Here is a 12,998-nt window from a genome sequence, read left to right on the forward strand (position 1 = left end):
ATGGCAATCGCCATGATCATCTTAACTTATGTGGCTACCAAGGAACTGTCTACCAATCTTCAGGCAGCGAACACTGAAGCCATGAACAGTAATGTTGAGGCAAATGCAAATAGTCTTGATGGAAAACTGGAGATCATAAGAACTACAGCTGTAAATATTTCAGAAATGGTTTCTACATCTTATCAGTTTGTTCAGATGGATAACTATAAGGGAACCTTGTCTAAAATTATTAATGATAATGATTCTATACTTGGTGCAGGATTGTGGTTTGAGCCAAATACATTTGATCCGGCTGAAAAATATATCGGCCCATATTGGTACAGAGATGGAAGTACAATAGTTGAAACCTGGGATTATAGTAATGCAGAGTATGATTATTTTAATCAGGAATATTATTTGAATGCAAAAGCTCTTTCACAGGGACAGGCCGTTATAACAGATCCATATTATGATCCTACAAGTGGAAAGATCATGTCCAGTTGTTCTGCTCCAATATATGATGGAAATACATATATTGGATGTGTAACTGTTGATATGGAGCTTACAGATATTTCGGAGCTTGTATCAAATATCAAAGTAGGTTCAACAGGAAGTGCTATACTTCTTTCTTCTGATGGTACTTATATATATACGGACGACAACCAAAAGGTAATGGATGGCGTAAAGATGCAGGAGGATTCTGATGCAAATATAGCAGCAGCAGGTCAGATGATCCTATCAAATTCCGGCGAAGAGCCACATATGGGAGTTATGAGAGTAGGTGGAAAAACAATCCTCTTAACCTATATGGATATTGCAAAAGTTAATTGGAAGATGATCATCAGAATGGATCTTGAAGAAATTGAAGCACCATCAAAAAGTGCTACAAGAGTTCTTACAGTAATCATGATCATTGCTCTTATTGTAAGTGCTGTTATTATAACAATCTTTGTTATGAGTATTGCTAAGAGTATCAACAGCGTTAAACAGTTTGCGAACCTTCTTGCAAGTGGAGATTTTACAGTTGATAAAATCGTATCTAACAGAGGTGATGAACTTGGTCAGATGAGTGATTCCCTCAACGATATGTTTGAGAATAACAAGGACGTTATTTCTAGAATTTCAGATGGATCAGTAAAGGTGAGCGAGACATCAACAGGCCTCGCAAATATGGCTAACGAGCTCTCCGGCCAGTTTAATGATATCCAGACCAATATGTCAGGTGTTAACGATGCAATGATGTCTTCAGGAGCTGCTACAGAGCAGGTTAATGCATCAGTTGAAGAAGTAAATGCATCGGTTCAGCAGCTTGCATCTGAGACTGAAAAGACAAGCGAAGATGCAGTTGTTATCAAGAAGAAAGCAAGAGAGATCGAGCAGCAAAGTAAGGCTGCATATGATAACGCAATACACATTTCAGAGCAGCGTGAGGCTGACCTTGCTGATGCCAATGAAAAAGCTAAAGTTGTTGATGAGATCGGAACTCTTGCAGATACGATTGCTGAAATCGCTGATCAGATAAACCTTCTTTCACTTAATGCCAGCATTGAGGCTGCAAGAGCAGGCGATGCAGGTAAAGGATTTGCAGTTGTTGCTTCAGAAATCAACAAGCTTGCAAGCAGCACTTCAGAGGCAGTAGAACAGATCAGAGAGACAATAGACGGTGTACAGGAAGCATTCGGAACACTTTCAAGCTCATCCGGAGAGCTCCTTGGATTTATCAAAGAAACAGTTGCACCTGACTATGATAAATTTGTTAATATGGCAAAACAGTACGGCGATGACGCAGGAGCATTTGGCGATTCTTCAGAAAAGATTGCAGGAATGGTTGAGAATATCAGAGCAGCTATGGAAGAAGTATCCAAAGCTATTCAGAATATCGCAGAGTCCACTCAGGACACAGCTGATCTGTCAAGCAGAGTAAATGATTCTGTAATGGCTGCAGCTGATGTGGTATCCAATGTAAATGATATGTCCAGCAAGCAGGAAGAGATTGCGGATACTCTCGGAGAGATTGTTGGCAAATTTAAACTTAAATAAGATTTTCCCCCAAAAAAAGAACTCCCGGATTTGGGAGTTCTTTTTTTGCTTTTCATCAGAGAATGTCGCGTCTTTTAATGTATTGTGGTTGAAGCTCTGTGCCAATGATATTCTTGGCATTTACAATCTTAGCCCACTTATCTACAACGGCATTTTCAATGTGGATGTTGTCTGAAATCTCAGTGTAGGCCATGATGATTGAGTTTTTGATAGTAACACCTTTTCCTATTACTGCGCCACGGCCGATGATTGAGTTTTCAACTGTTCCCTCAATAAGGCAACCATTACTGATAAAAGAATTAGTGACTTTAGCTGTCTCAAAGTACTGAGTAGGGCAGGAGTCTGTAGTTCTGGTATATATTGGCCAGTCTGCCTTGAACAGGTCGCTTGCTATATTGTAGTCCAAAAGTTCCATTGATGCGTGGTAATAATCATCAAGACTTGTAAGACTTGCAAAGTAACCTTTGTGCTGGTAAGCTCTGACATCCATCTGCTTGCAGTAGAGATTGATTATGTCAGGAAGAGTGTAGATTGATGACATCCAGCTTGCATCCTGTACAAGCTCAATAAAGGTCTCTTTTCTCATGCAATAGGTATCCATAAGGATATTCTTGTTGCTGGCTGTTCCGAGATTTTTTTCGATTGCCTGAACACCCTTTTGCTTATTTAAAACTACTGTGTGACAACCTTTGAAGTAGCTCCTGGCGTTCTCTACTTTGTGGTATAGAACAGTTATCTCAGCTCCGGATGCTATGTGGCTTTCAAGGAGCTGACGGTAGTCTTGCTTGTAAACCATATAGCTTGGAGCAACAATAACATACTCTTCGTGCATACGCTGGATGTAGTCGATGTTTGCCTTGTAAGCAGAGATGTCGTTGTTATAGATTGAACGTGAAGAGGTATTTTCTGAAAAAAGAAGCTGTATCTTACCTCTCTTACTGTTTATGTTGTAATGTCTTCCTGATCCGATGTGCTCGCAAAGAGATCTTGGCTTTGACTGCAGGTAGACCTGAATTCTGTTGATGTCAGAATTACTCATGTTGGAAATTGGAAAATCCACAACTCTGAATCTTCCAAGGAATGAGAAAGATCCGATAGGGCGGTAGTCCTGAAGTCCGTCAACGTAAATGGTATTATCTGCGGAGGATACAATTCCAAATGCTTTAGCCATTATTTGTTACCTCCTTTCACATTCTTTGCAACAAGTGTTATGTTCTCGCTGGTCTTTGAACCGACTTTTGCTCTTTTACCAATCTTAACATTCTCAGCAACAAGCGCTCTTGTAACTACAGCGCCCTCTTCAACAACTGCTCCGGGCATCAGCACACTGTCTATTACCTTGGCACCTTTTTTGACAACAGCGTTGGTGAAAAGAACTGAATTGGTAACTGAACCTTCAACCTGAACGCCCTGTGTAATGTAGGCTTTTTTAACCTTTGCCTCTTTGCCGATATACTGAGGAAGAGTTGAGACATCCTCTGTATAAATGAGCCATGAAGAATCGTTTAGATTCAGCTCGTTCTTGGGATCGAGAAGGTCCATGTTTGCTTCCCAGAGAGAATCGATGGTTCCAACGTCCTTCCAGTAGCCGCTGAATTCATAAGCAAAAAGACCTCTGTGTTCATTAAGCATTCTTGGAATGATGTCTTTACCGAAATCGTGGTCGGATTCAGGATTTTTCATATCTTCCACCAGCATTTTTCTAAGAAGCTTCCAACTGAAAATGTATATACCCATAGAAGCCAGATTGCTCTTTGGCTTTGCGGGCTTTTCCTCAAATTCGATTATTCGTCCCTTGCCGTCTGTGTTCATGATGCCGAAACGGCTGGCTTCTTTCATAGGAACGCCGCGCACAGCAATAGTAGCATCCGCATTCATTTCCTTGTGGTATGCCAGCATTTTTGCGTAATTCATTTTGTAAATGTGATCGCCGGAGAGAATAAGTAGATACTCCGGATTGTAAGCATCGATAAAATCAATATTCTGAGAGATTGCATCTGCGGTTCCTCTGTAGACATCAAGGCCTTCATCAGCTTTTTCACGAGGTGTGAGAACGTATACACCGCTGTCTTTGGAGTCGAGACCCCAACGACCATCCTGTGCTACATAACTGTTTAACAGTACAGATTCATACTGTGTTAAAACGCCGACAACGTCGATGCCACTGTTAGCACAGTTACTGAGTGGAAAGTCAATGATGCGGTATTTTCCGCCGTAATAGACAGCCGGTTTGGCTACTTTGGTAGTCAGATCTTTTAATCTGCTTCCGCGACCACCGGCAAGAATCATAGCCAGCATTTCATTCTGACTCATATAAAATCCCCCCTATTCTGTAGATTTATAGAATTACCCTCATAATTATGATATAATACAGTGCGAAAAAAAGATAGACAAAAATATACATAAGGTGAGGATTTATAGGTGCTTTCAGTTATTATTCCAGCTTACAACGAAGAAGAGATCATCCCTAAGACAGTCAGTACTATTGATGGGGTTTTGAATGACGCAAATATTGCGCATGAACTTTTATTTATAAACGATGGTTCTAAGGACAGAACCTGGGAGATTATTGAGGAGGCTGCTTCTAAGAATAAGAACGTCAAGGGAGTATGTTTTTCAAGAAACTTTGGAAAAGAATCTGCTGTTTTTGCCGGATTATCACAGGCAACAGGCGATTGTTGCGTGGTTATTGACTGTGATCTTCAGCATCCACCTGAAAAGATAGTTGAGATGTACAGACTTTGGGAACAGGGCTATGAAATAGTTGAGGGTGTAAAAACAAGCCGTGGCAGCGAGAGTGCACTTCATAAGTTTGCTGCCAAGAGCTTTTATGCGATCATGAGTGATGCAGTTGGATTTGATATGTCCAGAGCATCTGACTTTAAGCTTCTTGACAGAAAGGCCATCAATGTTCTTCTCAACATGAGAGAAAAAAATGCTTTCTTCAGAGCTCTTTCATCTTGGATCGGTTTTAAGAGCACAGAAGTAGAGTATGACGTAAGAGAAAGAGAAGCCGGGACTTCCAAGTGGAGCACAAAGTCACTTATTAAATATGCTGTTACAAACATTTCTTCTTTCACCTCTGCTCCTATGCAGATAGTGACAATACTTGGATTTTTGGTTTTCTTTGTAGGACTTGCATTTAGCGTAGAGGCTCTTGTTCAGTACTTCTTGGGCAGTGCCAGAGCCGGTTTTACTACAGTAATTATTCTTCAGTGCTTTACATCTTCAGTCATCATGATGGGGCTTGGAATAATTGGTTTTTACATTTCCAAGATTTACGAGGAAGTAAAGGGAAGACCTAAGTTCATTATTGACAAGACAACCTACGAGAAATAAACGTAATTTTATAAAAATATAATTGGTATATTCCAAATGATGGGGTACAATATTAGTGAGTGGGAGATTGTTATGCGCACGTGAAAGGAGCGGATAATGCTTGCTACATTAATTCCTTTATTTGACGATAAAATGTCGGTTTGTGCCTATTCAGTTTTCGCGAGAAAAGAGAACCACTTCCTGAATCCGGGATTTGAAGGAGGCGCCAGATATGACGGCGCAGGCACCATTCATGAGCTTGAAGTTGTAAGCAGCATGGGCGTTGCCACACTTTCCGGTGGAAAGGAAGTATTTGTCCCCATCAATCAGTTTTCTATTTTCTCTGAGATTTCACTTCAGTGTACTGTGCCTGCTGAAAAGGTAGTTCTTTTGATGGACAATACGATCCTTCCGGAGGAGCAGTTTATCAGAAGGGTAAAAGAGCTGAAGAGTCAGGGGTACAAGCTTGCTATGCGTAAACTTCCGATTGCAAGTTTTGAACCCTACAGAGAAATCTTAAGTAAGTGCGATTACATTCTGCTTAATCATGCCAAGATACATATTGATAAAGCCAAGCTCTATTTCAACTCGGTCTATCCAAATATAAAGCTGTGCGCCGTTAATGTTGATACTCAGGAAGAATATGATGAGCTTACAAAAGACGGTGGATATGACCTTTATGAGGGCGGATTCTTTAGAATGCCTGTAAAGGAATCAGAGACAGAAGTCAGTCCTTTGAAGACAACTTATATAGAGCTTTTAAATGTTGTAAATAACCCTGACTTTGATCTTACAGAAGCTGCTGATGTCATCGGAAAGGACCCTGCGCTTGTTATTTCTCTTTTGGAGATTGTAAACAGGATGGCTCTTAATTCGGAGATCACATCTATCAGGCATGCAGCTGCCATGATGGGACAAAAAGAGCTAAAGCGCTGGATAAATACAGCAGTTACTAAGGAACTCTGCGCTGATAAGCCGTCGGAGATCACTAGACTTGTTATGATAAGGGCTAAATTTGCTGAGAACCTGGCTGAGAGCTTTGAGCTTTCTATTATGGCTCCGGAACTCTTTATCATGGGCCTTTTCTCTGCACTTGATATTATGCTTGATAAGCCTATGCAGGAAGCACTTGATATGGTTGTTGTTCCTAAAAATGTAAGAGCAGCTCTTTTGGATGGTGAGGGCGATTATGCCAAGATCTTGCATTTTATTAAATCATATGAGGATGCTGACTGGACGGAAGTTTCAAGAATAATGGTTCTTGAAAACCTGGATATGGATAAGATCTATGAGGCATACCTTGGAGCACTGCGCTGGTACAGAGATCTCATTCCGGCGAACTGAAAGTAAAAAAATAAAAACGCTTGCTACATGCGTGTGGCAAGCGTTTCTTTTTGGCTAATTTATGCGTTTGTTGACTGATCAATGCTATCAGCGGTAAATACCGGATTAGGATTTACCGGAGGAACATTAACAGGAGCTGACTGAGTATTTGCTGTAGCAAATTCAGGAGTTACTGTTGCAGCATTTTCTACAGCTGGCTGAATGTTTTCAGGAAATACTACAGGAGCAACTGATCCTACTGAATCAACTGAAGGAGTAGCCATCTGAACCTCTGGATTTAGAGGCTTGTCTTCTTTTGACATCTTTTTTACCATCTTGATCGCGTTAACTGTCATGAATATCTCAAGAAGGATAAATACAAGGAACATTCCATCATATTCAAGTGAGCAGCTGAAATCATAGAAACCATGAAGAAAAATAGGAACGAGAAGGGCTTTTTTCAGATTGAGCTTCTTGCCGTTTTCATCGCCTCTAAGCTCGCATCCCTTGGCAATACCATAGTATATACCCATGAAGATTCCGAAGATGCAGTGTCCGGGAACAGCAGTGATGGCACGCATTACAGCAGTTGAAAAACCGCCCTGGAATACGTAGAGAATATTTTCGAGTGTGGCAAAACCAAGTGAAGCACAAACAGAATAAACTATTCCATCGAATGAGAAGTTGAACTCCTTGTGTTTCCAGGTTGCCTTTTTGAGTACGAAATATTTTCCGGCCTCCTCTGCAAGAGCAACAACGCAGAACATTTCAAAGAATGTATAAAGTGCATTTGGTGTGTAGAAGAAGAATGACAGAATATACAATCCTATCTCTTCTAAGATCATGGCGCTGATTGTTGTAAGAGCACCAAGTCCGAAAACTTTGGCCATAAGTGAAAATGGCTCTTTCTCGATGTTATCAGCTCTGTAGATAACAACGAGCAGAACGATTGCAGGAAGTACTGCAAGTAAAGCTAGTGTTGACATTAAATTTTTCCCCTTTTTTCATACTTTTTTCCATAATTAATAAAAATTAATTACTTGGATAAGTTATTATATTTCAAGACAAATGTCAACTGAATTGTGGTAGGGGATAAATACAGATTCTTGATTTCGTGATATGTGAAGGTATAATTTTGAATATGATGAAAAAACAATTCTTTTTACCTATGTTAATAATTATGCTCCTTCTAAATGGCTGTAGCTTAACACAAATAATAGAAGATGAAGGCAGTGCAGATTTAAGCTTTGAGCAGCTTTATAGCAGCCTTGAAGCAGAAGAGGACTCCTCTATTGAGGATGTTGATAAAGAAACAGCTCTGGAAGAAGATAACAGTGCTGATCTTTTGGATTCTTCAGTTGCAGCATCAACGGAAGTAGGAAGCGGTATCCTTTCAGATCCTTCAGATATAAATCTGCGTGATGCAGATGGAAATGACAAGAATTATCTTTTTACATATGATGGTGAAGATTTTTCAGTTGTCTATACCACGGATAATTGGAGAATATACGATTCCTACAAGATAAATAATACTGAAGATATGACAATAATATGTGAGGCACTTATCAGCGTTCACCAGATCCATGGCAGTGATATGGAGTCTTACAGGACAGCCGGGGACATGGCATATGAATGGCTTCAGCACAACATTGCCTATCAGTTTTTGCCAGATGAAAGTCCATGGAAAGTTCATGCACAGAATGTAGACCTTGATCCAAAGGACCAGGGAAAGAGCTTTTCTGAAATATATGAGGATAGAACCGGCAAGGAATTTAATCTAAAAGATTTCTTTTAATTTACTATTGATAAAAAACATCAAGTGTATTATTATTTATACATGATTAATGCATAAAAATACAAAAACGGTTATTAAAATGCATATTTCAATATCATATATGCATACAGGAGGGAAAATTATGAAAAAGAAAATTATTTCTTTAGTTATGGCATCAATGATGGCAATCCTTGCAGTGGGATGCGGTTCTTCATCAGCTACAACAAATGAGAGCACAGATACTGCAAAGTCAGATATTTCTACAGTTACAGAAGGAAAGCTTACAGTAGCTACTTCACCTGACTTTGCTCCATATGAGTTCTACGCAGTAGATGAGAGCGGAACTCCACAGCTTGCAGGTTTTGATATTGCACTTGCACAGTACATCGCAGATTATCTTGGACTTGAGCTTGAGGTTGTTCCTGTTGACTTTGATGGTGTTTTGATGGAGCTTCAGACTAAGGCAGTTGACCTTGGTGTTGCAGGCCTTTCACCTGATCCAAAGCGTGAGTCAATCATGGATTTCTCAGATATCTATTATGAAGGCGGACAGTCATTTGTTTGCACACAGGCCAACAAAGACAAGTTTACAAGTCTTGCTGATGTAAATGTTGCAGGCCTTGAGATCGGCGCACAGACAGGTTCAATCCAGGTTGACCTTGCTCAGACAAACAGCCCTGATGCAGATATCATCCAGCTCACAAAGGTTACAGATATCGTAGCAGAACTGATCGCAGGTAAGCTTGATGGCGCATACATTGAGACAGCTGTTGCTGAGAGCTATGCCAAGAATTATCCTGATCTTTGCATAGTACTTGATGTTCCTTATGATGGAGCAGAAGGATCTGCAATCGGTGTATCAAAGGGTAATGATGCTCTTAAGGCAGCAGTAAATGAAGCAATAAAGAGTGCTATCGAGAGTGGAAAGATGGATGAGTTCGTAGCAACTGCAAACGAGCAGGCAAGCGGCGAGATCATCGAGGGACTTCTCGATAACTAATAAATAATAAAAATATGTGTGGGCAGAACATTAGTAAAGTGTTTTGCCCACGCAAAAGTAAGGATGGATATGGATAGTTTTATTAAAGCGGAAAATTTTTCTAAGATTTCTCCCTATGCCAGCCTGTTCTGGCAGGGTATGGTAGTCACTGTAATGCTTTCATTATTTACAGTGGCTATTGGTTTTGTATTGGCACTTATTTTATCAGGCATGAGGATGTCACATTTTTACCCATTTGCATTTCTGGGGCTTGATAAAGAAGGACACCAGAGGGAAAAGGGATTTCTTCCTGCTGTTAGCAGGTTCAACCCTCTTAGTTTTCTTGCAACTGCATATGTTGAGATTCTCAGATCTACTCCTGTTATCGTTCAGGTAGCGATCATCTATTATGGAGTTTTTGGATCTCTTATAACACTTCCAAGCTTCACTTTTTTTGGATTTATCAAGTTTGAGAGATTTTTCCCCGGTGTTGTAGCTCTTGGGATGAACTCAGGTGCATATCTTTGCGAGATAATGAGATCAGGAATTCAGTCAATTGACGGTGGACAGACTGAGGCTGCAAGATCTCTTGGTATGAGCCAGATGCAAAATATGAGATATATCATCTTGCCGCAGGCTATCAAAAATATCCTTCCTGCAATTGCAAATGAATTTGTAGTAATTATAAAAGAGTCAGCTATTACCTATACAATCGGTGTTCAGGACATTATGTCAGCTGTTAACGCCGTAAGAGGCGCTACTTTCATAATTATAGAGCCTTTGCTTGTTGCAACAGCAATTTATTTCTGCCTGTGCTTCCCAACAAGTAAGCTCATAGCATATTTTGAAAGGAGAATGAGCCGTGGCGACAAGAGATAAACTTATTCAGGTAATAGACCTTGAAAAACATTATAATGGTGGAGCTATCAAAGCTCTTGACGGAGTAACTGTAGATATAGACAGAGGTGACGTGATGGTTGTTATCGGACCATCAGGAAGTGGTAAATCAACATTTCTTCGTTCACTGAATCTTTTGGAAGAGCCTACAGGCGGCGCTATCATTTTTGACGATGTTGATATAACCAAGAAAAAATATAAAGACGAATCCGGCAAATGGGTTAAGGTAGACATGGATCTTCACAGGCAGAAGATGGGAATGGTATTCCAGCATTTCAATCTTTTCCCTCATATGACTATCATGGATAACATGATCCTTGCTCCTGTAAAGGTAAAAAAAGTTCCGGAAGAGGAAGCCAAAAAGAAGGCTTTAGAGTTATTAAAAAGAGTTGGACTTGAAGATAGAGCAGGCGCTTATCCGATTCAGCTTTCAGGTGGTCAGAAACAGCGTATCGCTATCGTGAGAGCTCTTATGATGGAACCTGAGGTTATGCTTTTTGACGAACCCACATCAGCTCTTGACCCTGAGATGGTCGGCGAAGTTCTTGATGTTATGAAGCAACTTGCGTCAGAAGGAATGACCATGGTTGTTGTTACTCATGAGATGGGATTTGCAAGAGAAGTAGGAAACAGAGTTCTTTTCATGGCTGACGGAAAACTTCTTGAGCAGGGCACACCTGCTGAGATCTTTGAGCATCCTAAGCACCCAAGACTTCAGGAGTTTTTGGGAAAAGTGCTGTAAATGCGTATTACAAATTACCGGATGTATGGGACCTGATGATGGATAAAAATAAAAAAATTGCAGTAGAAGAAATAGAGCAAAAAGAAAAACTTATATATGATGTGGCCGATAAAATATGGGATTATGCAGAACTTTCTCTAAACGAGTATAAGTCCTGCGATCTGTATTGCAAGGTCATGGAAGATGAAGGATTTGAGGTCAGAAAAGGCTTGAGCGGTATCGCAACGGCCTTTATGGCCTCTTTTGGCAGAGGAAAACCTGTAATAGGGCTTTTGGCAGAGTATGATGCCCTTTCAGGGATCCCAAAGTGTAATGTGGAAAAGAAGGAACATCTTGATGTCCCAAAGCTTGAAAGCAGCATAACGTCGGATAGCTCAGCCCATGGATGCGGACATAACCTTTTGGGAGCAGGAGCTATGGCTGCGGCTATCGGAATAAAGAAATACCTTAAGGAATCCGGCCATGAGGGAACTGTTATTTTATATGGATGTCCTGGAGAAGAGGGCTGCGCATCGAAGGCCTTTTTTGCAAGAGATGGTGTATGGAGTACTTTAGATGCGGCACTTACCTGGCATCCTTCAGATTGCAATGAGGTTGTTACGGGCTCGTCCAATTCCTGTATCCAGGTGAAGTACACATTTAAGGGAGTATCTTCTCACGCTTCTGCAGCGCCTGAAAAGGGGAGAAGCGCTCTTGACGCTGTGGAGCTGATGAATATTGGTGTTCAGTTTTTAAGAGAACACATGAGTGATAAGGCGAGAGTGCATTATGCCATAACAGATGCAGGCGGTATGAGCCCTAACGTTGTTCAGGCAAGAGCACAGGTACTTTATATGATGCGTTCCAACCATGTAAAAGAGGCTCTGGAACTTCAAAAGAGAGTAGATAAGATTGCAGAGGGTGCAGCCCTTATGACTGATACAACAGTTGAGAGAACCTTTATAGATGGCATGTCCGATACTGTTACAAATAGAAGTCTGGAGAAGGTGGCATATAAGAATTTTAAAGAATTGGGAGTTCCTGTTCACACTGATTGGGAGCTGAAATTGGCAAAAGAAATAGCTTTAACCTATGAAGGCAGTGATAAAAATCCAGGTATTGGGTCTTCTTTTGACGAGGAATATGCAAAAAAAGCAGCGGCACTCAGAAAAGAAAACAGATCTTATATGAATGACTTTTTACTGCCGCACTTCATGGGAGATGCCTTTGAAGCTTCATCAACTGATGTGGGAGATGTGAGCTACAATTGTCCTACTGTGCAGATCCATGTTGCATCCTGGCCTAATGGTTGCCCGGGGCACAGCTGGCAGAATGTTGCATGCGACGGTTCTTCTATAGGACATAAGGCTGCATTACATGCCGGAAAAGTTCTTGCAGCTACAGCTATAGATCTTTTCGAAAATGAAGACATATTAAAGGAAAGTCTTTCAGAATTAAAAGAGAGGACCAAAGATGGCTATAATTGCCCAATTCCCAAAGGGGCCATAGCAAAAGTTTAATTACAGATGGATTTCCACACGTGGCAGAGGCTTCGTCCGCTACGTGTGGTTTTTTGTGGCTTTTTTTTACTAAAAACGTATTGACTTCTACATTGATTTTTAGATAGAATCATTCGGTATATGTTTTATAGATAGGGATAAATGTTATGCAGAGTTTTTTGAGTAAGATTAAGGATTTTAATAATAAACACAGGAAGATTGCTCCATTTTTAATATGGATCGAGATAATTCTGATATTTCTTGCAAGTATTATAAAGAATATTTGCAGACATTATAAAATTCTTTTGACAGTAGCTGTTGTTCTGATCGTTATAGGAATTTCGGCGAGACATCTGGCGAGTGTTGAATCTAAGGCTCCGGAGGAAGAACCTGTAGTGGCTGCTTCTGAAGAAGTGTCAGTTGTAGAGGAGGCTTTGCAGGAAGCTACGGTTGAAGCTTCGAATGAGG

Annotated in this window: 12 protein-coding genes; 9 read left to right on the plus strand and 3 right to left on the minus strand. The window is 40.5% G+C overall.

Going from position 1 to position 12,998, the window contains the following annotated elements; genetic code table 11:
- Positions 1-2,019, plus strand: a 2,019-nt coding sequence (locus tag E7303_RS14150) for a methyl-accepting chemotaxis protein (protein WP_292146036.1), incomplete at its 5' end; no start/stop codon positions are given.
- 55 nt (positions 2,020-2,074) lie between these two features.
- Here E7303_RS14150 and glgD read toward each other — a convergent pair.
- Both glgD and E7303_RS14160 read right to left on the minus strand, forming a co-directional pair.
- A complete protein-coding gene (gene glgD / locus E7303_RS14155; protein ID WP_292146037.1) occupies positions 2,075-3,190 on the minus strand; it encodes a glucose-1-phosphate adenylyltransferase subunit GlgD in 1,116 nt (371 codons plus the stop codon).
- A complete protein-coding gene (locus tag E7303_RS14160) occupies positions 3,190-4,332 on the minus strand; it encodes a glucose-1-phosphate adenylyltransferase (RefSeq protein WP_292146038.1) in 1,143 nt (380 codons plus the stop codon). Before E7303_RS14160 ends, glgD begins: the two co-directional genes overlap by 1 nt.
- 108 nt (positions 4,333-4,440) lie before the next feature.
- Between E7303_RS14160 and E7303_RS14165 the strand changes: the two genes are divergently transcribed.
- Together E7303_RS14165 and E7303_RS14170 are read left to right on the plus strand one after the other, a co-directional pair.
- Positions 4,441-5,358: a glycosyltransferase family 2 protein gene (locus E7303_RS14165; RefSeq protein ID WP_292146039.1), complete on the plus strand. Its 918-nt coding sequence runs from the start codon at positions 4,441-4,443 to the stop codon at positions 5,356-5,358.
- 96 nt (positions 5,359-5,454) lie between these two features.
- Positions 5,455-6,681 (plus strand): EAL and HDOD domain-containing protein, encoded by a 1,227-nt coding sequence (locus tag E7303_RS14170; protein WP_292146042.1) that lies wholly within the window; start codon positions 5,455-5,457, stop codon positions 6,679-6,681.
- Between the two features lie 59 nt (positions 6,682-6,740).
- Here E7303_RS14170 and E7303_RS14175 read toward each other — a convergent pair whose 3' ends face one another.
- On the minus strand, positions 6,741-7,646 hold the full coding sequence (locus E7303_RS14175; RefSeq protein WP_292146044.1) for a PrsW family intramembrane metalloprotease: 906 nt from the start codon (positions 7,644-7,646) through the stop codon (positions 6,741-6,743).
- Positions 7,647-7,801: 155 nt separating this feature from the next.
- On the opposite strand from E7303_RS14175, the gene E7303_RS14180 reads away from it, so the two are divergent.
- The 6 genes from E7303_RS14180 to E7303_RS14205 form a co-directional block, all read left to right on the plus strand.
- Positions 7,802-8,455 carry a hypothetical protein gene (locus E7303_RS14180; RefSeq protein ID WP_292146045.1) on the plus strand — a complete coding sequence of 218 codons (654 nt, stop codon included), beginning with the start codon at positions 7,802-7,804 and terminating at the stop codon, positions 8,453-8,455.
- Between the two features lie 121 nt (positions 8,456-8,576).
- Entirely contained in the window at positions 8,577-9,434 is an 858-nt protein-coding gene (locus E7303_RS14185; protein ID WP_292146046.1) for a transporter substrate-binding domain-containing protein, read from the plus strand.
- A 69-nt stretch (positions 9,435-9,503) separates the two neighbouring features.
- The gene (locus E7303_RS14190; protein WP_292146047.1) at positions 9,504-10,292 is read left to right on the plus strand and encodes an amino acid ABC transporter permease; all 789 of its coding nucleotides are present in this window, start codon (positions 9,504-9,506) and stop codon (positions 10,290-10,292) included.
- A complete protein-coding gene (locus tag E7303_RS14195) occupies positions 10,276-11,052 on the plus strand; it encodes an amino acid ABC transporter ATP-binding protein (RefSeq protein ID WP_292146048.1) in 777 nt (258 codons plus the stop codon). The genes E7303_RS14190 and E7303_RS14195 overlap by 17 nt, the downstream gene beginning before the upstream one ends.
- 35 nt (positions 11,053-11,087) lie before the next feature.
- The gene (locus E7303_RS14200) at positions 11,088-12,551 is read left to right on the plus strand and encodes an amidohydrolase (RefSeq protein WP_330601694.1); all 1,464 of its coding nucleotides are present in this window, start codon (positions 11,088-11,090) and stop codon (positions 12,549-12,551) included.
- A 158-nt stretch (positions 12,552-12,709) separates the two neighbouring features.
- Positions 12,710-12,998 (plus strand): hypothetical protein (locus E7303_RS14205; RefSeq protein ID WP_292146051.1); only part of this gene is annotated, 289 nt, incomplete at its 3' end.

Origin of the sequence: Butyrivibrio sp. (assembly GCF_015056685.1) — a bacterium.
Lineage (GTDB): Bacteria > Bacillota > Clostridia > Lachnospirales > Lachnospiraceae > Butyrivibrio.

What these genes read in the sequence shown, in the direction of transcription:
- glgD (WP_292146037.1), bottom strand. Translation starts at nt 3,190, where the DNA reads ATGGCTAAAGCATTTGGAATTGTATCCTCCGCAGATAATACCATTTAC.
- E7303_RS14160 (WP_292146038.1), bottom strand. Translation starts at nt 4,332, where the DNA reads ATGAGTCAGAATGAAATGCTGGCTATGATTCTTGCCGGTGGTCGCGGA.
- E7303_RS14170 (WP_292146042.1), top strand. Translation starts at nt 5,455, where the DNA reads ATGCTTGCTACATTAATTCCTTTATTTGACGATAAAATGTCGGTTTGT.
- E7303_RS14175 (WP_292146044.1), bottom strand. Translation starts at nt 7,646, where the DNA reads ATGTCAACACTAGCTTTACTTGCAGTACTTCCTGCAATCGTTCTGCTC.
- E7303_RS14180 (WP_292146045.1), top strand. Translation starts at nt 7,802, where the DNA reads ATGATGAAAAAACAATTCTTTTTACCTATGTTAATAATTATGCTCCTT.
- E7303_RS14185 (WP_292146046.1), top strand. Translation starts at nt 8,577, where the DNA reads ATGAAAAAGAAAATTATTTCTTTAGTTATGGCATCAATGATGGCAATC.
- E7303_RS14190 (WP_292146047.1), top strand. Translation starts at nt 9,504, where the DNA reads ATGGATAGTTTTATTAAAGCGGAAAATTTTTCTAAGATTTCTCCCTAT.
- E7303_RS14200 (WP_330601694.1), top strand. Translation starts at nt 11,088, where the DNA reads ATGATGGATAAAAATAAAAAAATTGCAGTAGAAGAAATAGAGCAAAAA.